Source organism: Gracilibacillus sp. JCM 18966, from assembly GCF_055392695.1.
In genome coordinates this window covers 1,060,082-1,083,453 of record NZ_AP043883.1, presented here as the reverse complement: position 1 = coordinate 1,083,453, position 23,372 = coordinate 1,060,082, and the positions used below count along the sequence as shown (strand labels likewise).

Below are 23,372 nucleotides of genomic sequence, written 5' to 3'. Positions count from 1 at the left end.
ACTCTGTGGATAAGTGATGCACAACTATAAACAACTTATTCACATCTGGATAACTCATTTCATTTCGGAAAACGGTAGTTATCCACATATTCACAGCCCCTATTACTATTATTACTATATTTTATTATTAATAATATATAATACACTTCCTCAAGGAGGATTAAGAATGAAAGTAATTATTAATCAAGCCAAATTATTGGAAAGCATACAACATGTAACCAAAGCCATTTCTTCCAAGACAGCTATTCCTATTTTGTCTGGCTTGAAAATTCAAGCAACACAAAATGGATTAAAATTAACAGGTAGTGATTCTGATATAACGATAGAATCTTACATACCAATGGAAGAAGAAGGAATTCAATTTATTGACGAAATTGAACAAGGAGAAATCGTCGTTCATGCTAAGTATTTTCCAGAGATTATTCGGAAATTACCACAGGATACCGTTCAAATTGAGACGGATGATCATTTACAAGTAACCATCCATTCAGGTAGTGCAGAATTTCATTTGAATGGACAAGACGCTGAGGAATATCCACAAATTTCTCAATTACAGACAGATTCTAGCTTTGAATTACCGATCAACCTATTGAAGAATATGATTAAACAAACCGTGTTTGCTGTCTCCACTTCTGAGACTAGACCGATTTTAACTGGAGTGAACTTACGTGCAGAAGAGGATTTGTTAAAGTTTATTGCTACGGATTCTCATCGTTTAGCTGCAAGTAATATCCCGTTGGAATCTCCCATCGATACTTTTCCTTCTAATCAGGTGGTGATTCCAGGGAAAAGCTTAAATGAACTAAGCAAAATACTAGAGGATACAGAGGAAAAAATCACGATTAGTATTTCTGATAACCAAATAGCTTTCCAAACGGAAAATCTATACTTTTTATCAAGATTACTTGATGGAAAATATCCAGAAACGTCTAGATTAATTCCAGAAGAAAGTAAAACAATAATTCATACTAATACAAAGCAACTCTTACAAACTGTCGATCGTGCATCCTTGTTAGCAAGAGAAAATCAAAATAATGTGATTCGTCTTCAAACAAAAGAAAATAACACGATAGAAATATCTAGTAATTCACCGGAAATAGGAAATGTAGAAGAAGATCTAACGGTAAATACGATCGAAGGGGAAGACTTAAAAATTTCATTTAGTTCGAAATATATGATTGATGCCCTGAAGATCATGGAAACAGATCAAATAAAAATTGAATTTACTGGTGCGATGAGGCCATTTATCCTAAAGCCTGTGGATAATGACCATATCCTCCAGCTTATTTTACCTGTAAGAACCTTTTAAAGAGATTTAAGGGAACAATGTTTAAATTGTTCCTTTTTCTTTTTTGGACAGCTGTACACGATAAAAAAATAATTACCTTTCTTTAGTAAATAGATAACCTTAACGATAACCCTGTGGAAAAATGTCTATGAAATGCCCCACTTATTAGTGTTTCCTTTTCTTACAGCCAAATGTTTAGTAATATAGATAGAAGGGCTATAATAGTTAACGGTAGATTCAATTCAAGTTAACAAAACGATAGTAGAATCGTTTCGAGCTATCTATTGTAGGAAAAGAAGGTGAATGAAAGATGGAAGAAAAAATCGGAATCTCTACAGAATACATTCAGCTAGGGCAATTTTTAAAGCTTGCCAATATTTTAGATTCTGGTGGAATGGTGAAGGTGTTCCTTCAAGAAACTGGAGTCTATGTGAATGACGAATTAGAAAACAGACGAGGTAGGAAATTATATCCTGGAGATACGGTTTATGTTGAGGATATTGGAACCTTTATTGTTGCAGCAGAGGAAAACTAGTGCCATCATTTTCGCTGTGTAAATAAAGTATATAATCTCCGTTTTTCAGTCCATTTGCTATTGTTTGAAAGGACGGCGTCCGCTTTTCTAGCATGTTTCTTTAGAAAGGAAACTCGTATGTATATTCAATCACTTCAATTATTAAATTATCGTAATTATCCCAAATTAACGATAGAATTTGATGATAAAGTTAATGTTTTTATAGGAGAAAATGCTCAAGGTAAAACTAATTTGATGGAAGCTATCTATGTGTTAGGATTTTCGAAATCTCATCGTACAACAAAAGATAAAGAATTAATCCAATGGGAGCAAAATTATGCTAAAATAGAGGGTAGTGTTTATAAACGAAACCGCCAATTTCCGTTAGAGATTTCGATTACGAACAAAGGGAAAAAAGCAAAATTAAATCATCTGGAACAGAAACGTCTTAGTGATTATATTGGGGCTTTAAATATTGTCATGTTTGCACCGGAAGACTTGAATTTAGTAAAAGGAAGTCCACAAATACGAAGGCGTTTTATTGATATGGAAATCGGGCAAATTCAGCCTGTTTATATATATCATCTTGGGCAATATATCAAAATTTTAAAACAAAGAAATCATTTATTAAAACAATTGCAAAAAAAGCAAAAGGTAGACATTACGATGCTACATGTATTGACAGACCAACTGATCGAACATGCAGGAATAATTATCGAAAAACGAATCCATTTCCTTGAACGTTTAAGAAATTGGGCTGCTGATATACATAGTGGAATCAGTCGTAACCTTGAACATTTAGATATTCGATACCAGGCCACCATTGATTTAGCGAATTCCGACCAAAAGGAAGAAATTTTACAGCATTACCGGAGCACGTTCGAAAAAATGGAATCCAAAGAAATCGAACGTGGGACAACCTTAATAGGGCCGCACCGCGATGATTTAGCGTTTTTCGTCAATGGTAAAAATGTACAAACCTTTGGTTCACAAGGTCAGCAAAGAACAACAGCCCTTTCGTTAAAACTTGCAGAAATTGAATTGATCCATCAAGAAATTGGTGATTATCCCATATTATTATTAGATGATGTGTTAAGTGAATTAGATGATTACCGCCAGTCCCATTTATTAGATACGATTGAAGGGAAGGTTCAGACGTTTGTCTCCACGACGAGTGTGGATGGCATTGATCACCAAACATTGAAAAAAGCGGAAATATTCAAGGTTCATGATGGAAATATAACGAGATAAAAGTGGGGATAAAATGTTTATTCATATTGGAGACGACCATGTTATTCAATCTAAAGATGTTATTGCCATTATAGATTATAGCTTAGTCACTTCATCTACCATCAATGAGGAAATGCTACAAGAGTTGAGAAGGGAAAAAGAAATTATTGCAACAGAGGAAGATCTAACGAAAGCGATTGTTATTACAACAAATAAAGTTTATTACAGTCCACTCTCTGTTTTAACACTAAAAAAGAGAGCGAGTATGATCTCTACCATTAGCAAACTAGAAGATTATTCAGAAAACTACGAAGAATCATAAAGTGAGATTTTCATCAGTGGGTGTTCTTCATTCCCACTGATCGTGAGGATAAGAAATATTTTTCCATTATTAATTAGAGGAATGTGGGTGATGGATATGACAATGGAAGAAAAAAGTACAGGACAACAAGTATATGATGCCGATCAGATCCAAGTATTAGAAGGGCTAGAGGCAGTTAGAAAAAGACCTGGTATGTATATTGGTTCTACGAATGAAAGAGGTCTTCACCATCTAGTATGGGAAATTGTAGATAATAGTATAGACGAAGCACTTGCAGGCTACTGTGATCATATCGAGGTTTTTATTGAGAAAGATAATAGTATTACGGTTGTCGATAATGGTCGTGGGATTCCTGTAAGCTTGCATGAGAAGACAGGTCGTCCAGCGGTAGAAACCATTATGACCGTACTACACGCAGGTGGTAAATTCGGTGGTGGAGGCTACAAGGTCTCTGGTGGTTTGCACGGGGTAGGTGCTTCTGTTGTGAACGCACTTTCGACGGAGCTAGAGGTATATGTGCATCGGGATGGAAAAATCCATTATATAAGCTTTAGCCAAGGGAAACCAAAAGAAGATCTTCACGTTATTGGCGATACAGATATAACAGGGACACGCACTAGGTTTAAGCCAGATCCAGAGATTTTTACGGAAACAACGGTTTATCAGTATGATATACTAGCCACTCGTTTAAGAGAATTAGCCTTCTTAAATAAAGGGTTAACTATTTCGATTAAAGATAATCGAGAAGAAGATAAAGAAACGGAAACATTCCATTATGAAGGTGGAATTAAATCATATGTCGAGCATTTGAATCGTTCAAAAGAAGTATTACATGAACCATTCTATGCAGAAAAAGAAGAAGACAACATTCAAGTAGAAGTTGCTTTACAATACAATGAAGGATTTGCTAGTAACATCTATTCTTTCGCGAATAATATTAACACACATGAGGGTGGTACCCATGAATCTGGGTTTAAAACAGGTTTAACACGTGTGATTAATGACTATGCAAGAAAGAATAATTTGTTTAAGGAAAATGACCCGAACTTGTCTGGAGACGATGTGAGAGAAGGTTTAACGGCCATTATATCGATTAAGCATCCTGATCCACAGTTTGAAGGTCAAACAAAGACTAAATTAGGTAATAGTGAAGCAAGGACCATTACAGATGCTTCATTTAGTGAACTGTTTAGTAAGTTTCTATTTGAAAATCCGAATACCGCGAGAATAATAGTAGATAAAGGTCTGATGGCCTCACGAGCTAGAATTGCTGCGAAGAAAGCAAGAGAATTGACTAGAAGAAAAGGGGCATTAGAGGTTTCTAATCTTCCAGGTAAATTAGCGGATTGTTCTTCTAGAGATGCTTCGATCAGTGAGCTTTATATCGTAGAGGGGGATTCGGCAGGTGGTTCAGCTAAACAAGGAAGAGATAGACACTTCCAAGCAATTCTCCCATTACGAGGGAAAGTACTCAATGTGGAAAAAGCTAGACTAGATAAAATATTATCCAATAATGAAATTCGTACCATTATTACTGCATTAGGGACAGGTATTGGTGAGGAATTTGATATCACGAAGGCTCGTTACCATAAAATTATCATTATGACAGATGCTGACGTTGATGGTGCTCACATTCGTACACTATTGTTAACCTTTTTCTTTCGTTTTATGCGACCATTAATTGAGCATGGCTATGTTTATATTGCACAGCCACCACTCTATCAGGTAAAACAAGGAAAGGCGGTTCATTACACATATAGTGACAGGGAGTTGGATCAATTATTGCAGGAATTACCAGGACAACCGAAGCCAGGAATCCAGCGCTATAAAGGTCTTGGAGAAATGAATGCAGAACAGCTTTGGGATACAACGATGGATCCAGACACAAGGACATTACTTCAAGTCAATCTAGTGGATGCAATGGATGCCGATCAAATTTTTGATATGTTAATGGGTGATAAGGTAGAGCCGCGGCGTAATTTTATTCAAGATAATGCCGTATATGTCAAAAATCTAGATATTTAAGGTTTAGCAATAACGAGATGTTGGATGGTGGTGATCATATCCAACTCTGAGCGCTAAGGAATGAGAAGAAGAGTTAGCCTAGCGCTTCTATGCTTTTGTTCCTGCAATGAATAGGAGGTAATGATTTATGGTGGATAATATACGTCCACAAGTACAAGAAATAAATATTGGACAAGAAATGCGGACATCTTTTTTAGATTATGCGATGAGTGTTATTGTGTCCCGTGCACTTCCTGATGTAAGAGATGGGTTAAAGCCAGTCCATCGTAGAATATTATATGCACTAAATGACCAAGGTATGCATGCAGATAAAGCTTATAAAAAATCTGCTCGTATTGTTGGAGATGTTATAGGTAAATATCACCCACATGGGGACTCTGCTGTATATGATGCGATGGTTAGAATGGCACAGGATTTTAGCTTTCGCTATATGTTAGTGGATGGTCACGGGAACTTTGGATCGGTAGATGGTGACCCTCCAGCGGCGATGCGTTATACAGAAGCACGTATGTCCAAGATATCGATGGAAATGCTTCGAGATATTAATAAAAATACGATTGATTATATGGATAACTATGATGGCTCAGAAAAAGAACCAAAGGTGTTACCTGCTAAATTTCCGAATTTATTAGTGAATGGTGCATCAGGTATTGCAGTTGGGATGGCAACGAATATCCCACCACATCAACTAGGAGAAACGATTGATGCTATTCTTGCCATCAGTAAGAATCCTGAAATCACTATTTCTGAATTAATGGAAGAATATATTCATGGGCCAGATTTTCCAACAGCAGGGCAAATTCTAGGGAGAAGCGGAATTAGAAGAGCTTATGAAACAGGAAAAGGTGCGATCACGCTTCGAGCCAAAACGGAAATAGAGGAACAAGCGAATGGGAAAGCTAGAATCCTTGTGACAGAAATTCCTTATCAGGTGAATAAAGCGAAACTAATTGAGAAGATTGCCGACTTAGCAAGAGATAAGCGCATTGAGGGAATAACTGATTTACGCGATGAATCGGATCGAACAGGGATGCGAATTGTGATTGAATTAAGACGTGATGCCAATCCGAATGTGGTATTAAACAATCTCTTTAAACAAACATCATTACAAACATCCTTTGGTATTAATATGCTAGCACTTGTGGATGGACAACCAAAGGTGTTGAACTTAAAGCAATGCTTACAATATTATTTAGAACACCAAAAAGAAGTCATCACAAGAAGAACACAATATGAATTAAACAAAGCGGAAGCAAGAGCCCACATTTTAGAAGGGTTACGTATTGCACTTGATCATATTGATGCGATCATTGCGTTAATTCGCCAATCTCAAACGACAGAAATAGCTCGAGAAGGCTTAATGAATGAATTTAAGCTTTCTGAAAAACAAGCTCAGGCTATTTTAGATATGCGTTTGCAACGTCTAACTGGTTTAGAACGAGAAAAGATCGAAGAAGAATATCAAGAGATTAAAGCATTAATTGAAGAATTGAAGGCTATTTTGGCCAATGAAGAAAAGATTTTAGAAATCATTCGTGAGGAATTAATCGAAATTAAAGAACGCTATAATGATGAGAGAAAAACCGAAATTGTCAGTGGTGGCATTGATTTAATTGAGGATGAAGATTTAATTCCTGAAGAGAATATTGTCATTACCTTGACCCATCGTGGCTATATTAAACGTCTCCCAGCATCAACCTATCGAGCACAACGAAGAGGTGGACGAGGTATCCAAGGGATGGGCACAAATGAAGATGACTTTGTCGAGCATCTAGTATCATGCTCTACTCATGACACTGTGCTATTTTTCTCTAATAAAGGGAAGGTCTATCGAGCAAAAGGCTACGAAATCCCAGAATTTAATCGAACAGCAAAAGGAATTCCGATTATTAATTTATTAGAAATTGAACAAGGTGAATGGATTAATGCAGTGATTACGGTATCAGAATACCATGAAGATTGGTATCTCTTCTTTACGACAAAACACGGTATATCCAAAAGAACCTCTTTAACACAATTTTCTAATATTAGAAGAGGTGGCTTAATTGCCTTAAATTTAAGGGATGATGATGAATTAATTTCGGTTCGATTAACAGATGGAACGAAGGATATTTTAATCGGTACGAGAAATGGTTATGTTATTCGCTTTGAGGAAGAACAAATAAGATCTATGGGGCGAACCGCAGCAGGTGTGAAAGGTATTTCTCTACGAAATGATGATGAGGTAGTATCCATGGAAATTATTGAGGATGGCTACTATGTCCTAAATGTAACCGAAAATGGTTATGGAAAACGTACACCTGTAGAGGATTATCGTAGAACAAACCGAGGCGGTAAAGGAATTTTTACCTGTAATGTTACAGATAAAACAGGAGAGGTAATTGCCGTTAAAACAGTCACAGGCGAAGAAGATATTATGATTATGACGGTTTCTGGTGTTTTAATCAGAATGCAGGTCGAGGGTATCTCTACAACTGGAAGAAATACACAAGGGGTTCGATTAATTCGTTTACAGGAAGAAGAAAAAGTAGCAACTGTTGCAAAGATTGACCCTGAGGAAGATTCCGAAGAAGAAGGAGAAGTGCAAGAAGAAAATTAAGATAAGGGTTGTGATCCGATTGCAGGTGCATCCAAAGCAGTTAGTCCCAGGATGTATAGTATTAGAGCCGGTAATTGGTAAATCCGATCATCCGATTATTGAAAGTAACACAGTCATTGAGGAACATCACATAAAGTTACTAAAAAACTTTGGAATCTCTACTGTGGAAGTCTCAAGCAAGTTAGTGACAGGATTAGATTTTCAACCAGAGAAGATAGGGGAAAAGCAATTAGAAAAAAAGAGAGAAGAAATGGCTTTTGAAAGACTGTACCTGAAAGCAGTGAAGCATTATAAGCAATTTTTTACGAATTGGCAAACTGGTGTGTCGATTAATATACAGGAATTAACTACACTTATGACACCATTGTTTGAGCTTGTAGATAAAATAACCTTGGATCTCTTTTTATTGTATGAATATGCTTCAAAGAAAGATTATTTCTATCATCATGGTATATCTATCGCACTAATTTCAGCCTATTTAGCCAAAAAATTAGGATATAAAGAAGAATGGGACAAAGTCGGACTTGCCGGTTTACTAGCAGATTGTGGAATGGCCAAATTGAATCCAGCTTTTCTTCATCGAGAAGATAAGCTAACTGTAGAAGAATACGATGAGGTGAAGCATCATCCGACACTCTCCTATCGTTTAGTGGAGCATATAACTTCATTAAGTGAGGATGTGAAGCTTGGAATCATACAGCATCATGAGCGGGGGGATGGAAGTGGTTATCCATTAGGTGTCAAGGGTGATGAAATTCATCTATATGCTAAAATAATTGCGATAACTGATACGTATCATGCGATGACATCGGAACGGTTATACCGAAGGAAGCAGTCACCATTCAAAGTGGTGGAGGAAATGCTAAAGCTTTCGCAGCATAAATTGGATGCGACTATTTTACAAGTATTCGTAGATTCTTTTTTTTACTATTCCATTGGAACAAGGGTCTTATTATCCAATGGGAAGGAAGCTCTCATTGTATCGATCAAAAGAGACACACCTGTTAGACCAGTGGTTCAACTTGTAGAGGATGCAAAAATCATTTCATTAAAAGACAAACCAACGTTATTTATTGAAAAGATATTAAAATAGAGACAAGGAAGAGTTAGGAGTTGATTTTATGATCAGCTCTATTTTTTTATTCAAACATGTAAACTCTTACATCATTGATTTTGTTGTGTTTTAAATTTTATGGTGATTATTCACCCGAAAAAAGGCTTGAAAAACGTATGAACATGTCGTATTGTAAATAACAATAGTTTAGGAAGAAAACCCTCAATTACCGTTAGTTTTCACTAGTTTCTATCAAAGGGAAAACTGATTTTTCCTCGTTTTATACGTTAAGAAAGTATAAAAATCTCTACGCAGTAGAAATTCGATGTAGCAGAGATTTTAAGGTACTAAGTATAAGAAAAACTAGGCATTCGCTAAAAGACGAGCGAATGCGAGTTTTTCTAATAGAATTCCCAATTAAAAGAAGGAGGTCTATCTGTGAGAGAAGACAAATTTGTTAAAGAAGGTCTAACGTTTGATGACGTATTGCTAATGCCAGCAGAGTCTAATGTTCTACCAAGAGAGGTATCTGTTCAAACAAAGCTATCGGATAACATTACATTGAATATTCCATTTATCAGTGCAGGGATGGATACTGTAACAGAAGCAAAAATGGCAATTTCGATGGCAAGACAAGGCGGAATAGGTATTATTCATAAAAACATGTCGATTGAGGAGCAAGCCGAAAAGGTAGATCGAGTTAAGCGCTCTGAAAGTGGTGTGATTACCAATCCATTTTTCTTACTACCAGAGCATCAAGTATTTGATGCAGAGCATTTAATGGCTAAATTCCGGATTTCTGGTGTGCCTATTGTAAATAATGAAAAAGATCAAGTATTGGTTGGTATTTTAACGAATCGTGATCTCCGATTTATAGAGGACTATTCAATTAAAATTGCAGATGTAATGACAAGTCAGAACTTAGTGACAGCTCCAGTTGGGACAACCTTAGAGGAAGCAAGTAAAATTCTACAAAAGCATAAAATCGAAAAATTACCATTAGTAGACGAAAATAAAGTCTTAAAAGGGCTTATTACGATTAAAGATATTGAGAAAGTGATTGAATTCCCACACTCTGCAAAGGATAAGCAAGGTAGATTATTGGCTGGTGCAGCTGTTGGGGTAACGGGTGACTCCATGTTACGAATCGAAAAGCTTGTGGAAGCTGGTGTGGATGTGATCGTCGTAGATACAGCGCACGGGCATTCCAAAGGGGTTATTGATCAGGTAAAGGTGATTCGTGAGAAATATCCAGAGTTAGATATCATTGCAGGTAATGTTGCTACAGCTGAAGCAACAAGAGCATTAATCGAAGCAGGTGCGAACATTATTAAAGTTGGAATTGGTCCTGGTTCTATTTGTACGACTCGCGTAGTGGCAGGTGTAGGAGTACCTCAAATTACAGCTGTTAATGATTGTGCAACAGAAGCGGCTAAATATAATGTCCCAGTCATTGCAGACGGTGGAATTAAGTATTCTGGAGATATAGCAAAGGCTATTGCCGCAGGTGCACATGCCGTTATGCTAGGTAGTCTATTTGCTGGTGTATCTGAAAGTCCTGGAGAAACGGAAATTTATCAAGGACGTAGGTACAAAGTATACCGTGGAATGGGTTCTATTACCTCCATGAAATCAGGCTCGAAAGATCGCTATTTCCAAGAATCTGATGATACTAAAAAACTAGTGCCTGAAGGAATTGAGGGACGGGTAGCTTATAAAGGTCCTTTAGCGGATACAGTGCATCAATTATTAGGTGGTTTACGCTCTGGAATGGGATATTGTGGTGCGGAGAATTTAGAAGCATTGCGGAAAGATGCAAGGTTTATTCGTATGACAGGTGCAGGACTTCGTGAAAGTCATCCACATGATGTACAAATAACAAAGGAATCACCAAATTATTCCATATCCTAGTTCCTCATTGCTATAAAAAAACTAATCTTAAGTGAGACTTCCATTAGAGGGGTCTTACCGACGATTAACACCTGTTTCATATTGCTAAGGAAACAGGTTTTTTTTGTTTTTGATTGTGTCTATTTCAAGAATGATTATATAGCGTTATTTTCTATTTGTACGAGTTGTGGTAAAATGTTTTCGTGCAAAAAATTGTTGGAGGTAGAAATAGTGAGAAATTTGTCAAAAAAAATTAGTATACTATTAATGATTGTAACCATAGCAATGGCTACATTTGCTATAAAACCTTTTGAAACGCAAGCAGCTGGAACCGTGGAAGTAAATGCAGAGTCTGCCATCGTCGTTGATGCCAATACAGGAAAAATACTGTATGAAAAAAATGCAGATCAAATGTTACCTCCTGCAAGTATGACGAAAATGATGACAGAATACTTAGTATTAGAAGCGATTAATAATGGAGAGATTACTTGGGAGACAACTACACAGATTAGTGATTATCCATATAGTATATCAGCAAACCCAACTTTTTCTGGAATCGGACTCATTCAAGATAAGCAATATACCGTTCGCCAACTGTATGAAGGAATGTCAATTATATCCGATAATGCTACAACGATCGCCCTAGCAGAATTAATTGCAGGGTCAGAATCGGAATTTGTAAAAATGATGAACGCAAAAGCGGAGGAAATGGGACTTCCGGAATATCAATTTGTTAATTCCACTGGACTATCCAATGCCGACTTAGGAGAAAATTATCCAGAAGGAACAAAGCCTGATGCCGATAATTTATTGTCAGCTCGTTCGGCAGCAAAGCTAGCTTATCATCTCATCAATGACTATCCAGAAGCATTGGGATTCTCTAGTAAAATGCGCTCTGAATTAGATGGAAGACCATTGCAAAACCTCAATTGGATGTTACCATGGGAGGATAATAACTTTACGCAATATGGTTATGAAGGGGTAGACGGTCTTAAAACGGGGTATACCACAGAGGCAGGATATTGCTTTACAGGAACAGCTCAGCAAGGTGACCGTCGCGTCATTACGGTTGTGATGAAGACAAGCAGTAAAGGGGAACGATTCGCTGAAACGAAAAAATTAATGGAATATGGTTTCTCTCAATTCGATCAAGTAGAGCTATTCCCTAAAGGCTATCAAATCGAGGGAGAATCGGTTATTCCTGTTGAAAAAGGGAAGGAAGATCAAGTAGAGGTAGAGGCAAAAGATAGTATTACCTCTATGATTAAAAAAGGCGAAGAAGACCTATATGAGGTTACTTATCAATTAGATGAAAAGAAATTAAATAAAGATGGTTCGTTGACTGCCCCTATCAAAAAAGGAGAAAAGCTTGGTGAAGTAGTTCTCCAATATAAGGGAGAAGGGGAAAATGCTTATCTACAAGGAGATAATGAACAAACAGTAGATTTGGTCGCTTCAAAAGCAGTAGAGAAGTCTAATTGGTTCATGCTCACATTAGAGGCGATCGGTGACTTCTTTGGAAATATCTTTTCAACTATTGTCGATTTTGTAAAAGGTCTCTTTAGTTAAAGTATCCCAACTTAAGCACTTGGCATTTGTTAAATTTTTGTTATATAATAAAAGAAGTATAAACTGATTCGTATGGATGAAATTTAAGGATAGGCAAATCTTATTAGGGGGAAACAATCATGTCTAAAGTAGGAACAGATAGAGTAAAAAGAGGTATGGCAGAAATGCAAAAAGGCGGCGTTATTATGGACGTTGTCAATGCAGAGCAAGCGAAGATCGCAGAAGAAGCTGGTGCTGTTGCGGTAATGGCATTAGAGCGAGTACCGTCTGATATTCGAGCTGCTGGCGGAGTAGCACGTATGGCAGACCCAACAATTGTAGAAGAGGTAATGAATGCTGTTACTATACCTGTTATGGCAAAGGCGCGTATTGGCCATATCGTAGAGGCTCGTGTGTTAGAATCGATGAGTGTTGACTATATTGATGAAAGTGAAGTATTAACACCGGCTGACGAAGTTTTCCACTTAAATAAAAAGGAATATACCGTTCCATTTGTATGTGGTTGTCGTAATTTAGGCGAGGCTGCTCGTCGTATTGGAGAAGGTACTGCCATGCTTCGTACAAAGGGTGAGCCAGGAACTGGTAATATCGTTGAAGCTGTACGTCATATGCGTGAAGTAAATGCACAGGTTCGTCAATTAGTGCATATGTCCAATGACGAAGTCATGACATATGCGAAGGAACTAGGTGCACCATATGAAGTACTATTAGATATTAAAGAAAATGGTCGTCTTCCTGTTGTAAACTTTGCAGCAGGTGGCATTGCAACACCGGCTGATGCTGCATTAATGATGCAATTAGGCGCAGATGGTGTCTTCGTTGGTTCAGGTATTTTTAAATCAGACAATCCTGCTAACTTTGCTAGAGCAATTGTGGAAGCAACCACTCATTATGAAGATTATGAATTAATTGCAAAAGTATCCAAAGGTATTGGTACAGCAATGAAAGGTTTGGAAATTAGTACAATTGCTCCTGAACAACGTATGCAAGATCGTGGTTGGTAATAAGTGAGGAGATAGAAAAATGCTAAAAATAGGTGTTTTAGGCCTACAAGGGGCGATTAGAGAGCATATTCGTTCGATTGAAGCATCTGGTGCTGAAGGTATGGTCATTAAACAAAAGGAACAATTAGCTGAGATAGATGGCTTAATTTTACCTGGTGGAGAAAGTACGACGATGAGACGTTTAATCGATAAATATGATTTCCTTGAACCATTAATGAATTTTGCACAACAAGGTAAGCCAATTTTTGGAACATGTGCAGGGTTAATTCTATTGTCGAAGGAAATCGTAGGCCAGGAAAATGCCCATCTATGCTTAATGGATATGAAGGTAGAAAGAAATGCCTTTGGTCGACAAAAGGAATCGTTTGAAGCAGAATTAGAAATCAAAGGTGTAGCTGAAGACTTTGAAGCAGTATTTATTCGAGCACCTTATGTTGTAGAGGTTGGACCAAATGTGAACGTCTTAGCAACCTATGATGGTAAGGTGGTAGCAGCACAGCAAGGTCATCTACTATGTAGTGCTTTTCATCCAGAATTGACGGATGATCATCGTCTTACAGGCTATTTTATCGAGATGGTAAAAGAGGCAAAAACAGCTATTGCCAATTAATAAAAAGTGTTGATAGGAAATAGTATCCTTATTTCTATTTAAAAGAGAGCTAGTGGCTGGTGTGAACTAGTAATAGAAAAGGGAGAATCCATCCTGGAGCGATATATTGAAGCTATAGTAGATATATCCGGTTAGGAAGCCGTTATTTTCTTAATCAAGCTGGGAGAAGCTATTTTTCTCCAATCAGGGTGGTATCGCGGGTAAACTCTCGTCCCTATTTTTTTACTATAGGGATGGGAGTTTTTTGTATAGATAAAGAGTGGTTTTCAGTAGGTTTTTTTTTCCCTACTGTTAAGAGACTCTACACTAATTTTAGGAGGTAATAACTATGTTAGATAGAAAAATGTTACGTAATCATTATGAGGAAGTAAAACAAAAGCTAGCCCATCGTGGTGAAGATTTAACTGATCTTGACCGCTTTGGTGATTTGGACCAAAAAAGAAGAGATCTAATTGCCGAAACGGAACAGCTGAAAGCAAAGCGAAATGAAGTATCTAAACAGATTTCTTTATTGAAAAAAGAAAAAAAGGATGCAGATGATAAAATTGTAGAAATGCGTGAGGTTGGCGATAGAATTAAATCCATTGATCAAGAATTAAAGCAAGTGGAGGAAGAGCTCGAGGGAATAATGCTATCCATTCCGAATATTCCACATGAATCTACGCCAATCGGTGAAACAGAAGATAATAATGTGGAGGTTCGCACATGGGGAGAGGCTCCAAGCTTCGAATTTGATGAAAAAGCCCATTGGGACATTGCGACTGATTTAGGCATTTTAGATTTTGAAAAAGCAGCCAAGGTAACTGGAAGTAGATTTGTTTTTTATAAAGGCTTAGGCGCAAGACTCGAAAGGGCCTTAATGAACTTTATGATGGATCTACATGCAGATGAGCATGGCTATCAAGAAATGCTCCCACCATACATGGTGAATCGTACAAGTATGACAGGTACAGGTCAGCTACCTAAGTTTGAAGAGGATGCCTTTAAAATTGAGGGCTGGGACTATTTTCTCGTTCCAACTGCCGAGGTGCCTGTAACGAACTATTACCGTGATGATATTTTGAGTGAAGAGGATTTACCACAAAAATTTACAGCCTTCAGTGGAAGCTTCCGTTCTGAGGCTGGATCTGCTGGGAGAGATACAAGAGGACTTATTCGTCAGCATCAATTTAACAAGGTAGAGCTTGTACAATTCGTCAAGCCAGAAGATTCTTATCAGGTGTTAGAGGAGCTAACTGGCCATGCGGAGAAGGTATTACAATTGCTCAAGCTCCCATATCGAGTAATGAGCATGTGTACCGCTGATTTAGGCTTTACAGCAGCGAAAAAGTATGACATCGAGGTTTGGATGCCTAGTAATGATACCTATCGCGAGATCTCTTCTTGTTCTAATTTTGAGGCATTTCAAGCTCGACGTGCTGGTATTCGCTTCCGTCGTGATGAAAAAAGCAAGCCAGAATTTGTCCATACATTAAATGGCTCTGGATTAGCACTTGGACGTACAGTTGCTGCGATCATAGAGAATTATCAGCAAGAGGACGGCAGTGTTCTTATTCCAGAGGTTTTAGTTTCATATATGGGTGGGAAAACAGTAATCAAGTAAGCATGTTCGTCTACCTCCATCAAAAATGGAGGTAGACGAATTTCACTATTGACTCATTATTTTGATTATGTTATATTATAACTTGTCGTCAGCAAAATATGGAGGAGTACCCAAGTCTGGCTGAAGGGATCGGTCTTGAAAACCGACAGGGGCTTCACGGCCCGCGGGGGTTCGAATCCCTCCTCCTCCGCCATTAATTGAACACAAAATTGGAGATTATATAGTAAAAGAATCGTTATTGTAACGATTCTTTTATACGTTTATAGAGATTTTCTCTAAGTTAAATGATTGTTGTCGATCACTATTTTCGCTTATAATGAGTGTCATATACATAGGAAAAAGGGTGAACCATGATGAAGGAAACCATTACCTTTCTAGGAGCGGGATCAATGGCAGAAGCGATAATTGCAGGAATGACTGCCAAAGAAATTGTCCCTTCTAGGCAAATAATCGCAACTAATCATTCTAATAAGGACCGATTACAAGAACTAGAGCACAAATATAAGATTCAGACAACCCAAAATAAACAAGCAGCGATAGAGCAAGGGACGATTATTGTCCTTGCAATGAAGCCAAAGGATGTGAAAGTAGCCACTGCAGAAATACGTGAATTTTTAACAGAAGATAAGATAATTGTCTCCTTATTAGCTGGTATTTCTACGGGCTATATGGAAAAGCAGATCGGGACCAATAATCCTGTGATTCGTGTAATGCCAAATACTTCTGCTATGATCGGGCAATCTGCTACGACTATAGCGAGTGGTAACAATGTGAACGAGGAACAAATAGAGCTTGTTAGAACCTTGATTCATGCGATTGGAACAACTACTGTAATAAACGAAGAAGAGATGGATGCCTTTACTGCCCTTGCAGGAAGTGGACCAGCCTTCTATTATTATATGGTAGAAGCAATGGAGCAATTTGTTATAGAAAAAGGGCTTGATAAAGAGGTGGCCAAACAGCTTATGACACAAACGTTAAAGGGTGTTGCACAGATGCTAGCTACCTCAAGTGACTCACCGAAGACTCTTCGTGAAAAAATAACGAGTCCAGGTGGAACAACAGAAGCTGGTCTCAAGGCATTAGCCTCCCATGACTTCCAAAAAGCAGTAATGTATTGCCTTGAACAAGCTACAGATAAATCAAAGGAATTGCGTAGCTTATTTGAGAAATAAAGGAACAAGCAAGGCTTGTTTATGCCTTGCTTTCTCCTTCTATTTCTAGATATAATAACAATGTTAGTTTTTTTGAATGATAGATAATGGCCCTATAGCTCAGGGGATAGAGCGTTCGTTTCCTAAACGATGCGTCGCAGGTTCGAATCCTGCTAGGGCCGTCATTTGTTTATTAATTAAACGGTGGTCCGGATTGTTTAATTTCATGCTTTTGCATTTCTATTTCAATAATAGGCGATATCTTTTTTGGTGGATTTGCAACAGATCGCCATGCTTCTAAGTCTCCCTCAGATTCCCAAAATTCAAAGTTGTTGATCCGTGTAGGATCAATTGGATCAGCAGTAATCGCCAAGTCGAGACAGCCTGGAGCTTGTCGAGCTCTTTTTATTAAATCTTCAAAAGATTCCACCACTTCATCTCGCTTCTTTGCTTCTACTGTATACCACCCAGCTATTATTACTTTATTTGAATTCATGCAAATTCTCCCTTCAACGTATTTGCCTTCATTCTACTATAGTTATGATTGATAGATTTCTTCCTAATTGCGGACTTCTTCGTACTAGTCGTTTAATCTCACTCCACTCGTTTCTTACAAATAGAAGATAAAGGACATTTATTACATAGTGGTCTTGTTCGACAGTATTGCTTAGCATGCTCGACTAGTAGTGCGTGAAATTCATTAAAGACATCTAGTTTCTCAGGAAAAGTCTGTTCTACCTCCAGCCTAAAATGGTCATAGGAGTTAGGCATATCGTATCCGATTCGGTAAAAGATCCTTCTAGCATATGCATCCACAACAAATACAGCCTTATCTAGGGCATAAAGTAGCATCACATCCGCAGTTTCCCTACCTATACCGTGAACATTTAGTAGTTCTTTTCTTAAGGTTTCCTTTTCCAGCTTTTTAACTCTATTTAAGGAAAAATTGTATTGCTTCCACCATTGAATGAATGACTTTATTCGTTTCGCCTTTATATTGAAAAATCCGCTTGGTTTGATCAGCTGTGCAAGCTCTTCCTCTTGTAATCGATCGAGAGCTTCAGCACCCAAATATGGCCTTAGCTTTATGAGTGCTTTTTCGACATTTCGCCAGTTTGTATTTTGAACAAGTATCGCACCAATCATCATTTCAAGAGAGGTGTCTGCTGGCCACCAGTTTTGTGGACCATAATGATCAAATAATGTTTTATAAAGTAGTAGATAGTCTTGTTCCATATAGATTCTCCCCTAGCGTAAACTTTTTTCATTTTTCCAATTCGAGCAATCTTTTTTTCATCATTAGACCACCACGGTACCCAGTAAGTTGTCCATTTTTTGCAAGGACACGGTGACAAGGAATGACGATTAGAAGGGGGTTTAATCCAACCGCTCTACCTACAGCACGAACAGACTTCGGTTTTCCAATACGAATTGCAATATCTGTATAGGATTTGGTTTCTCCAAACGGGATGGTCCCAAGCTCCGTCCAGACAGTAGTTTGAAAATCCGTCCCTTTTAAGTCTAATGGAAAATCCATTTTTTGGCGACTTCCATTTAAATATTCTACTAATTGACGACCATAGGATTGAACGAAGGGCTCGTTTTTGATAAGTTTTGTATTCGGTCTATTTTTCTTATACCAATTTTCTAGCTCAGTGAATCCTTTATCCTGTGAACCAACAAAACATAACCCCTTGTTCGTTGCACCAATATAAAAATACCAACCTTCATGCCTTATCATTCCATAATAAATGTTCATCGATCAACACCTCGCTCCTCTTTCTTTTTCGAAATTCTCTTGGTGTTTGCTTCGTATATTTTTTAAATAATGTTGCGAAATGAGAAGGATTAGGAAGTCCGATTAATTCCCCAATTCTACGAATAGACCAGTTTGTTTCTAACAAATATTTCATCGCTTTCTCGATTCTCTTTCGTTGTAAATATTCGATTGGAGTCATCCCTTTTCTATTTTTAAAAACTCGATGTAGGTGAAACGGGCTTCCGTGGCAACCTTCTGCAATTACCCTTAAAGTTAAATGAATAGTATAATTTTCTTTTATAAAAGTCTCTATCTGCCATACCCATTCTTCATCAGGTAGGTGATATCCACCTGGTTTACATCGTTTGCAAGGTCTGTAGCCAGCTTGTAATGCATCTTCCGCTCGATCAAAAATCGTGACATTAATGTAGTTCGGAACACGAGATTTACAGGAAGGTCTGCAAAATACTTTCGTTGTTTTGACAGCATAAAAGAATTGATCATCATATTCTTTATTATTCTCAATAATTGCCTTCCATTGTTCATCCGTAATTTTTCTACTCATTTTGATATCACCTCTTACCATCTATTATAAATGGTAATCGTCAAAATGAATGTATTTTGGAATAGAAAAGCAATATAGTAAAAGCTTTTTGTGTTTTCCATTATTATAAAAGGAGGAGGTGCTTTTAATGACGGAAGTAAGGTTAAGAGAGGCAACAAAACAGGATCTCGATAAAATTGTTGCAATGCTGGCAGATGATCGATTAGGCTCCAAAAGAGAACGTTATGAACTACCATTACCCGAGTGTTATCTGCATGCTTTTATGGCTATTTCTGCCGATCAGAATAATGAGCTAATTGTAGCTTGCAGAGACAATGAGGTGATAGGGGTCGAACAAATCACCTTTACTCCATATTTGACGCATCAAGGAGGATGGCGAGCAACGATTGAAGGTGTAAGAGTATCAGCATCTGTGCGTGGGTTAGGGATAGGCACAAAGTTAATTCAATATGCTATAGATAGGGCAAAAGTACGGGGGTGTCATTTAGTACAATTGACAACAGATAAACAACGGCCAGAAGCGCTACAATTCTATCAAAGACTAGGTTTCTCCGCAACACACGAAGGCATGAAGCTAAAGTTATAATCTTTAAATTTTTGTTAACTTTGTCGCGAATAAGTTGACAGTCCTACTTCTCTTCCTTATCATTTAAAATGTTATAGGATTATTATCCTATTAATATAAAAAATGGACACTTTTATAAGTCTATTATCATAGAAAGGAAGAGGACAAATTGTCAACATTGACAGGAAGCTACATCATTGAGGTAAAAAAGGAATCAAAAACAATCAACATGAAAGTGGAAGGAACGTTTACGGAAGAACAAACGAAAAATTTCCATAGAGATTATGAATCAAAAGTAGGTTCTGTAGAAGCGAGTGATTACACACTGAAGGTAGATTGTACGAACATGAATGTTATTACACAGGAAATGGTGCCATTACTCGAACACTCTTTTCAGCTTTATAAAAATTCAGGGTTCCACAAAGTAGTGTTTGTGACAGAAAAAAAACCAACTTTAAAATTACAACTTCTTCGAGTTGCTAAAAGTGCTGGACTAAGAAATGCTGAGATAGAAGAGGCTTAAAAACAGGGATCGTTAAGGTCCCTGTATTTGTAGTATGCACTTTTCTTATATCAGAAGGGGGGAGTTAATGGTGCCAAACATTAAAATCAAGGCAATTGATATTTATCATCCGAATCATGTCATTGAAAATGACTTTTATATAAACCATTTCCAGAAAAAGGGTAGAGATATACAGCATTTTCTTGAAGTTATGGGAAGAGAGAAAAGATATGTTATCGACAAGGTGGAGGAAAATGGTCTTACGATGGCTCTAGAAGCAACAAAGCGTGTCTTAGAAAGAGCAGGAATGACAGGGAAGGATCTAGATTATATTGAATTCTCTACACAGGTTCCTGAAACGACCTTTCCGATAAATGCAATGTATGTCCATGCAGAGATTCAAGCAGATCATGATACCATCATAAAGGATTCTAATGCAAACTGTGCAGGGATGACAGTGGCTGTGGAGCAGGCTTCAAGATATATGCTCGCAAATCCACATATACATACAGCACTCATCGTAGGCTCTGATTATAATTCTTTAATTGCTAATCCCGAACAAGAAATTACTTATGCTAATTACGGTGATGCAGCATGTGCCGTCATTTTGGAGAAGACCGATGAGAATACAGGATTTATTGATGCTAGCTATCATACAGACTCTGTCTTTAAGGACAAGATTAATTACCCAGCACATGGATTAACCAAAGCCGTTAAAGGTAAAAGTGATGTACAAGCAATTAATTGGCTTCCTTTTGATGGAAATGTTGCTTTACCACCGACCTATAAAATGATTGATCAATTATTAGCGAGAAATGGGTTATCGATAAAGGATATTGATGCATGCTGTTTTTCACAATTTGCCTTATCTAATATTCTTAAAATTCAAGATCATTATCAAATCGATCAAGAAAAAATAATCTATGTAGGCGATACTTATGCCTATACAGGAACGAGTAGTCCTTTTATTGCTTTATATGAAGGAATAAAGTCTGGCCGAATCAAAAGAGGAGACAATGTACTATTCTGGACGATCGGATCTGGATTTCAAATCGTGGCAATGCTTTATCAATATTAAAAATTAACAGTTTTTTTATACATTAAGAGATTATAAAATTTTTGCATGAAGAAACTCGACGTAGTGAAAATTTTGAAATGTACAAAGTATAAGTAAAACTAAGGCTTTCGCTACTACTTCGAGATAAGTCAAGTTTTTCTAACATCACTTATATAACGTTTTGCTTCATGGGGGGATCCTATTAAATTGAAATAAATGGGATTTACCCCCCTTGCTTTCTGAGAAGATTTCGATACAATAGATTATAGGTTCTTTACTTGAAATATTTTTGCAAACGTTTACAATGTTAAGGAGTGATAGGGATGGATATGACGAAGATTCCAGCAAGACAAGGAAACTACAATTTGAAGAATTATGAAACAAGTAGAAAAGATTTCGATTGGGAGGAAATCAAGAAAGAATTCAGCTGGTATAAAACAGGGAAAGTCAATGCAGCTTATGAAGCTATTGATAAGCATGCGGAAGATCCAACGAAAAAAGATAAAATTGCCTTACAATATTCTGCTCCGGGTCGAGAAGAATCTATCACCTTTGAACAACTAAGCAAAAAAAGTAATCAAGTAGCAAATGTTTTAAAGAAACATCAAATAGAAAAAGGCGATCGTGTATTTCTCTTTATGCCGAGAAGCCCTGAATTTTATGCAAGCTTTTTCGGTATTCTTAAGGTCGCAGCGATTGCAGGGCCATTGTTTGAGGCATTTATGGAGCAAGCGGTTCGAGATCGTTTAGAGGATAGTGAAGCGAGAATGCTCATAACAACTCCTGAGCTATTAGATCGTGTTCCTGTAGAGGAGCTGCCGCAGTTGGAAAAGGTTCTATTGTTCCATGCAGATCAAGATGTCGATGGGGATAAATTCATTGATTTTGAAAAAGAGATCGATAATGCCTCTGATTCCTTCGATATTGAATGGGTTGATTTAGAAGATGGGATGCTGATTCATTATACATCAGGCTCGACAGGAAAGCCGAAAGGCGTTTACCATGTTCACCATGCGATGATTCAACACTATGCAACAGGTAAATGGGTTATTGATCTAAAAGAGGATGACATATATTGGTGTACTGCTGACCCAGGCTGGGTAACGGGAACAAGCTACGGAATTTTTGCTCCATGGTTAAATGGGGTTACCAATGTTATTCGTGGTGGCCGCTTCACACCAGAATCGTGGTATGAGACGCTAGAAAAATACAAGGTTACGATATGGTATACCGCTCCAACTGCCTTACGAAAATTTGTCAGTGCTGGTGATGAGTTGGTGAAGCAATATGATTTCTCTCATTTACGCCATATTATGAGTGTAGGGGAGCCGCTTAATCCAGAGGTCATAACATGGGGTGAGCGCGTACTTGGTTTACGAATTCATGACACTTGGTGGATGACAGAGACAGGTGCTATGTTAATCGTTAATTTACCTTGTATGGAAATTCGCCCAGGCTCTATGGGGAAACCAATTCCAGGTGTAGATGCAGCAATTGTTGATAATGAGGGAAATGAGCTACCTCCAAATCAAATGGGGAACCTTGCAATTAAAAAAGGCTGGCCATCTATGATGCGTGCTATTTGGAACAATCCTGGGAAATATGAAAGCTATTTTATTAATGACTGGTATGTATCGGGAGATAGTGCGTATATGGATGAGGATGGTTATTTCTGGTTCCAGGGTCGTTTAGATGATGTGATTAATACATCTGGAGAACGTGTAGGACCATTTGAGGTGGAGAGTAAATTAATTGAGCACCAAGCGGTTTCAGAAGCAGGGGTTATTGGAAAGCCAGACCCTGAGCGTGGAGAAATCATAAAAGCTTTTATTACACTAAATCCTGGCTATGAAGCAAGTGATGAATTGTTAGAGGATATTCGTCTATTTGTCAAAACAGGGTTAAGTGCACATGCTGCTCCTCGTGAAATTGAAATAAAAGATAGTATACCGAAAACAAGAAGTGGAAAGATTATGCGCCGACTTCTTAAGTCATGGGAGCTTGGACTTCCGACAGGAGATACGTCTACATTAGAAGAATAAAAAATATCCGGAGCTTATCT

21 protein-coding genes, 2 tRNA genes and 1 other annotated feature are annotated in these 23,372 nt (G+C 37.6%); of the genes, 19 read left to right on the top strand and 4 right to left on the bottom strand.

Annotation, left to right across the window (positions count from 1 at the left end; genetic code table 11):
* Window positions 1-166: 166 nt before the first annotated feature.
* From dnaN to ACZ5N5_RS05075, 15 genes are all read left to right on the top strand, one after another.
* On the top strand, window positions 167-1,309 hold the full coding sequence (gene dnaN, locus ACZ5N5_RS05145) for a DNA polymerase III subunit beta (protein WP_054860837.1): 1,143 nt from the start codon (window positions 167-169) through the stop codon (window positions 1,307-1,309).
* Between the two features lie 289 nt (window positions 1,310-1,598).
* Window positions 1,599-1,823 carry a S4 domain-containing protein YaaA gene (gene yaaA / locus ACZ5N5_RS05140; RefSeq protein WP_054860838.1) on the top strand — a complete coding sequence of 75 codons (225 nt, stop codon included), beginning with the start codon at window positions 1,599-1,601 and terminating at the stop codon, window positions 1,821-1,823.
* A gap of 117 nt (window positions 1,824-1,940) precedes the next feature.
* On the top strand, window positions 1,941-3,053 hold the full coding sequence (recF, locus tag ACZ5N5_RS05135; RefSeq protein ID WP_464373369.1) for a DNA replication/repair protein RecF: 1,113 nt from the start codon (window positions 1,941-1,943) through the stop codon (window positions 3,051-3,053).
* Between the two features lie 13 nt (window positions 3,054-3,066).
* Entirely contained in the window at window positions 3,067-3,354 is a 288-nt protein-coding gene (gene remB, locus ACZ5N5_RS05130) for an extracellular matrix regulator RemB (RefSeq protein ID WP_109983447.1), read from the top strand.
* Between the two features lie 102 nt (window positions 3,355-3,456).
* The gene (gyrB, locus tag ACZ5N5_RS05125; protein ID WP_219987216.1) at window positions 3,457-5,379 is read left to right on the top strand and encodes a DNA topoisomerase (ATP-hydrolyzing) subunit B; all 1,923 of its coding nucleotides are present in this window, start codon (window positions 3,457-3,459) and stop codon (window positions 5,377-5,379) included.
* Between the two features lie 127 nt (window positions 5,380-5,506).
* The gene (gene gyrA, locus ACZ5N5_RS05120) at window positions 5,507-7,978 is read left to right on the top strand and encodes a DNA gyrase subunit A (protein WP_109983448.1); all 2,472 of its coding nucleotides are present in this window, start codon (window positions 5,507-5,509) and stop codon (window positions 7,976-7,978) included.
* Between the two features lie 25 nt (window positions 7,979-8,003).
* A complete protein-coding gene (locus tag ACZ5N5_RS05115; RefSeq protein ID WP_464373747.1) occupies window positions 8,004-9,071 on the top strand; it encodes an HD-GYP domain-containing protein in 1,068 nt (355 codons plus the stop codon).
* Window positions 9,072-9,470: 399 nt separating this feature from the next.
* A complete protein-coding gene (gene guaB, locus ACZ5N5_RS05110) occupies window positions 9,471-10,943 on the top strand; it encodes an IMP dehydrogenase (protein WP_054788578.1) in 1,473 nt (490 codons plus the stop codon).
* A 210-nt stretch (window positions 10,944-11,153) separates the two neighbouring features.
* Window positions 11,154-12,491 (top strand): serine hydrolase, encoded by a 1,338-nt coding sequence (locus ACZ5N5_RS05105; protein ID WP_464373368.1) that lies wholly within the window; start codon window positions 11,154-11,156, stop codon window positions 12,489-12,491.
* A gap of 119 nt (window positions 12,492-12,610) precedes the next feature.
* Window positions 12,611-13,495, top strand: a complete 885-nt coding sequence (gene pdxS, locus ACZ5N5_RS05100; protein WP_464373367.1) for a pyridoxal 5'-phosphate synthase lyase subunit PdxS — start codon at window positions 12,611-12,613, stop codon at window positions 13,493-13,495.
* 19 nt (window positions 13,496-13,514) lie between these two features.
* Window positions 13,515-14,105, top strand: a complete 591-nt coding sequence (gene pdxT, locus ACZ5N5_RS05095; protein WP_054788580.1) for a pyridoxal 5'-phosphate synthase glutaminase subunit PdxT — start codon at window positions 13,515-13,517, stop codon at window positions 14,103-14,105.
* Window positions 14,106-14,324, top strand: a binding site (T-box leader).
* A 109-nt stretch (window positions 14,325-14,433) separates the two neighbouring features.
* Window positions 14,434-15,708, top strand: a complete 1,275-nt coding sequence (gene serS / locus ACZ5N5_RS05090; protein WP_464373366.1) for a serine--tRNA ligase — start codon at window positions 14,434-14,436, stop codon at window positions 15,706-15,708.
* A gap of 100 nt (window positions 15,709-15,808) precedes the next feature.
* Window positions 15,809-15,901 (top strand) — tRNA-Ser (locus ACZ5N5_RS05085).
* A gap of 160 nt (window positions 15,902-16,061) precedes the next feature.
* Complete coding sequence (gene proC / locus ACZ5N5_RS05080; protein WP_464373365.1) at window positions 16,062-16,883, top strand: pyrroline-5-carboxylate reductase; 822 nt, start codon at window positions 16,062-16,064, stop codon at window positions 16,881-16,883.
* Between the two features lie 88 nt (window positions 16,884-16,971).
* A tRNA-Arg gene (locus ACZ5N5_RS05075) sits at window positions 16,972-17,044 on the top strand.
* An 11-nt stretch (window positions 17,045-17,055) separates the two neighbouring features.
* Here the strand turns inward: ACZ5N5_RS05075 and ACZ5N5_RS05070 are convergent.
* The 4 genes from ACZ5N5_RS05070 to ACZ5N5_RS05055 all read right to left on the bottom strand — a co-directional run bounded on the left by ACZ5N5_RS05070 (window position 17,056) and on the right by ACZ5N5_RS05055 (window position 19,186).
* Window positions 17,056-17,358 carry an antibiotic biosynthesis monooxygenase gene (locus ACZ5N5_RS05070; protein ID WP_054860844.1) on the bottom strand — a complete coding sequence of 101 codons (303 nt, stop codon included), beginning with the start codon at window positions 17,356-17,358 and terminating at the stop codon, window positions 17,056-17,058.
* Between the two features lie 98 nt (window positions 17,359-17,456).
* Complete coding sequence (locus ACZ5N5_RS05065) at window positions 17,457-18,098, bottom strand: endonuclease III domain-containing protein (RefSeq protein WP_054788582.1); 642 nt, start codon at window positions 18,096-18,098, stop codon at window positions 17,457-17,459.
* A 28-nt stretch (window positions 18,099-18,126) separates the two neighbouring features.
* Window positions 18,127-18,621 (bottom strand): methylated-DNA--[protein]-cysteine S-methyltransferase, encoded by a 495-nt coding sequence (locus tag ACZ5N5_RS05060; protein ID WP_464373364.1) that lies wholly within the window; start codon window positions 18,619-18,621, stop codon window positions 18,127-18,129.
* On the bottom strand, window positions 18,590-19,186 hold the full coding sequence (locus ACZ5N5_RS05055; protein WP_464373363.1) for a bifunctional transcriptional activator/DNA repair enzyme AdaA: 597 nt from the start codon (window positions 19,184-19,186) through the stop codon (window positions 18,590-18,592). Before ACZ5N5_RS05055 ends, ACZ5N5_RS05060 begins: the two co-directional genes overlap by 32 nt.
* Before the next feature lie 127 nt (window positions 19,187-19,313).
* Here ACZ5N5_RS05055 and ACZ5N5_RS05050 point away from each other — a divergent pair, with 127 nt between their 5' ends.
* The 4 genes from ACZ5N5_RS05050 (at window position 19,314) to acsA (ending at window position 23,352) form a co-directional block, all read left to right on the top strand.
* Complete coding sequence (locus tag ACZ5N5_RS05050; protein WP_054788584.1) at window positions 19,314-19,772, top strand: GNAT family N-acetyltransferase; 459 nt, start codon at window positions 19,314-19,316, stop codon at window positions 19,770-19,772.
* Window positions 19,773-19,920: 148 nt separating this feature from the next.
* A complete protein-coding gene (locus tag ACZ5N5_RS05045; protein WP_054860849.1) occupies window positions 19,921-20,274 on the top strand; it encodes a hypothetical protein in 354 nt (117 codons plus the stop codon).
* A 70-nt stretch (window positions 20,275-20,344) separates the two neighbouring features.
* Window positions 20,345-21,331: a 3-oxoacyl-[acyl-carrier-protein] synthase III C-terminal domain-containing protein gene (locus ACZ5N5_RS05040; RefSeq protein WP_054788592.1), complete on the top strand. Its 987-nt coding sequence runs from the start codon at window positions 20,345-20,347 to the stop codon at window positions 21,329-21,331.
* Between the two features lie 302 nt (window positions 21,332-21,633).
* Window positions 21,634-23,352: an acetate--CoA ligase gene (gene acsA / locus ACZ5N5_RS05035; RefSeq protein WP_109983454.1), complete on the top strand. Its 1,719-nt coding sequence runs from the start codon at window positions 21,634-21,636 to the stop codon at window positions 23,350-23,352.
* Window positions 23,353-23,372: the final 20 nt, after the last annotated feature.

Excerpts from the sequence above, each read along its gene's own strand:
- dnaN (WP_054860837.1), top strand. The coding sequence starts at position 167 with ATGAAAGTAATTATTAATCAAGCCAAATTATTGGAAAGCATACAACAT.
- yaaA (WP_054860838.1), top strand. The coding sequence starts at position 1,599 with ATGGAAGAAAAAATCGGAATCTCTACAGAATACATTCAGCTAGGGCAA.
- recF (WP_464373369.1), top strand. The coding sequence starts at position 1,941 with ATGTATATTCAATCACTTCAATTATTAAATTATCGTAATTATCCCAAA.
- remB (WP_109983447.1), top strand. The coding sequence starts at position 3,067 with ATGTTTATTCATATTGGAGACGACCATGTTATTCAATCTAAAGATGTT.
- gyrB (WP_219987216.1), top strand. The coding sequence starts at position 3,457 with ATGGAAGAAAAAAGTACAGGACAACAAGTATATGATGCCGATCAGATC.
- gyrA (WP_109983448.1), top strand. The coding sequence starts at position 5,507 with ATGGTGGATAATATACGTCCACAAGTACAAGAAATAAATATTGGACAA.
- pdxS (WP_464373367.1), top strand. The coding sequence starts at position 12,611 with ATGTCTAAAGTAGGAACAGATAGAGTAAAAAGAGGTATGGCAGAAATG.
- pdxT (WP_054788580.1), top strand. The coding sequence starts at position 13,515 with ATGCTAAAAATAGGTGTTTTAGGCCTACAAGGGGCGATTAGAGAGCAT.
- serS (WP_464373366.1), top strand. The coding sequence starts at position 14,434 with ATGTTAGATAGAAAAATGTTACGTAATCATTATGAGGAAGTAAAACAA.
- proC (WP_464373365.1), top strand. The coding sequence starts at position 16,062 with ATGAAGGAAACCATTACCTTTCTAGGAGCGGGATCAATGGCAGAAGCG.
- ACZ5N5_RS05070 (WP_054860844.1), bottom strand. The coding sequence starts at position 17,358 with ATGAATTCAAATAAAGTAATAATAGCTGGGTGGTATACAGTAGAAGCA.
- ACZ5N5_RS05065 (WP_054788582.1), bottom strand. The coding sequence starts at position 18,098 with ATGGAACAAGACTATCTACTACTTTATAAAACATTATTTGATCATTAT.
- ACZ5N5_RS05060 (WP_464373364.1), bottom strand. The coding sequence starts at position 18,621 with ATGAACATTTATTATGGAATGATAAGGCATGAAGGTTGGTATTTTTAT.
- ACZ5N5_RS05055 (WP_464373363.1), bottom strand. The coding sequence starts at position 19,186 with ATGAGTAGAAAAATTACGGATGAACAATGGAAGGCAATTATTGAGAAT.
- ACZ5N5_RS05050 (WP_054788584.1), top strand. The coding sequence starts at position 19,314 with ATGACGGAAGTAAGGTTAAGAGAGGCAACAAAACAGGATCTCGATAAA.
- acsA (WP_109983454.1), top strand. The coding sequence starts at position 21,634 with ATGGATATGACGAAGATTCCAGCAAGACAAGGAAACTACAATTTGAAG.